This is a genomic window from Phenylobacterium sp. (assembly GCF_030654915.1).
In the GTDB taxonomy this organism is placed as follows: Bacteria; Pseudomonadota; Alphaproteobacteria; order Caulobacterales; family Caulobacteraceae; genus Phenylobacterium.
In genome coordinates this window covers 1-1,027 of sequence record NZ_JAURWM010000077.1, presented here as the reverse complement: position 1 = coordinate 1,027, position 1,027 = coordinate 1, and the positions used below count along the sequence as shown (strand labels likewise).

The window sequence follows — 1,027 nt, the reverse complement described above, 5'->3', positions numbered from 1 at the left end:
GTCCAAGGCGCTCGGCCTGAGCGGTCCCCTGGCCAAGGAAGCGGCCACGCTCCTGACGCAGCTCTACACGGCGTTCCTCGCCAAAGACATGAGCATGCTGGAGATCAACCCGCTGATCGTCACCGCCGACGATCACCTGCGGGTGCTGGACGCCAAGATCAGCTTCGATAGCAACGCTCTGTTCCGTCACCCGGACATCGTCGCCCTGCGCGACGAGAGCGAAGAAGACCCGAAGGAAATCGAGGCCTCGAAGTTCGACCTCAGCTACATCGCCCTCGACGGCGAAATCGGCTGCATGGTCAACGGCGCGGGCCTGGCCATGGCCACCATGGACATCATCAAGCTCTACGGCGCCGAGCCGGCGAACTTCCTGGACGTCGGCGGCGGCGCTGACGAACCCAAGGTGACGGCGGCCTTCAAGATCATCATGGCCGACCCGAACGTGAAGGGTATCTTGGTCAACATCTTCGGCGGCATCGCCCGCTGCGACATCCTCGCCAACGGCGTGGTCAACGCGGTGAAGCAGGTCGGGCTGACGGTTCCGCTGGTGGTTCGCCTCGAAGGCACCAACGCCGAACTCGGCAAGAAGATCATCAACGAAAGCGGTCTGAACGTGATCGCGGCGAACGACCTTTCGGACGGCGCTGAAAAGATTGTCAAAGCCGTGCGGGAGGCGAACTGATGTCCATCCTCATCGGTAAAGACACCCGCGTCATCTGCCAGGGCATCACCGGCGCCCAAGGCACCTTCCACTCCGAACAAGCCATCGCCTACGGCACCAAGATGGTCGGCGGCGTGACGCCCGGCAAAGGCGGCCAGACCCATATCGGCCTGCCGGTGTTCGACACCGTCGGTGAAGCGGCCCGTCAGACCGGCGCGGAAGCCAGCGTGATCTACGTCCCGCCGGCCTTCGCGGCCGACTCGATCCTGGAAGCCATCGACGCCCAGATCCCGCTGATCATCTGCATCACCGAGGGCATCCCTGTGCTCGACATGGTCAAGGTGAAGAAGGCTCTGGCCGGCTCCA

General features: G+C 63.6%; 1 protein-coding gene and 1 pseudogene. Both read left to right on the top strand.

From position 1 onward, the window contains the following. A partial coding sequence (locus Q7T84_RS03730; RefSeq protein ID WP_370653614.1) for a succinate--CoA ligase subunit beta occupies positions 1 to 682 on the top strand: 682 nt, incomplete at its 5' end. Continuing rightward, positions 682 to 1,027, top strand: a pseudogene (locus Q7T84_RS03725) (succinate--CoA ligase subunit alpha); the annotation flags it as partial. The gene Q7T84_RS03730 and the pseudogene Q7T84_RS03725, both read left to right, overlap by 1 nt.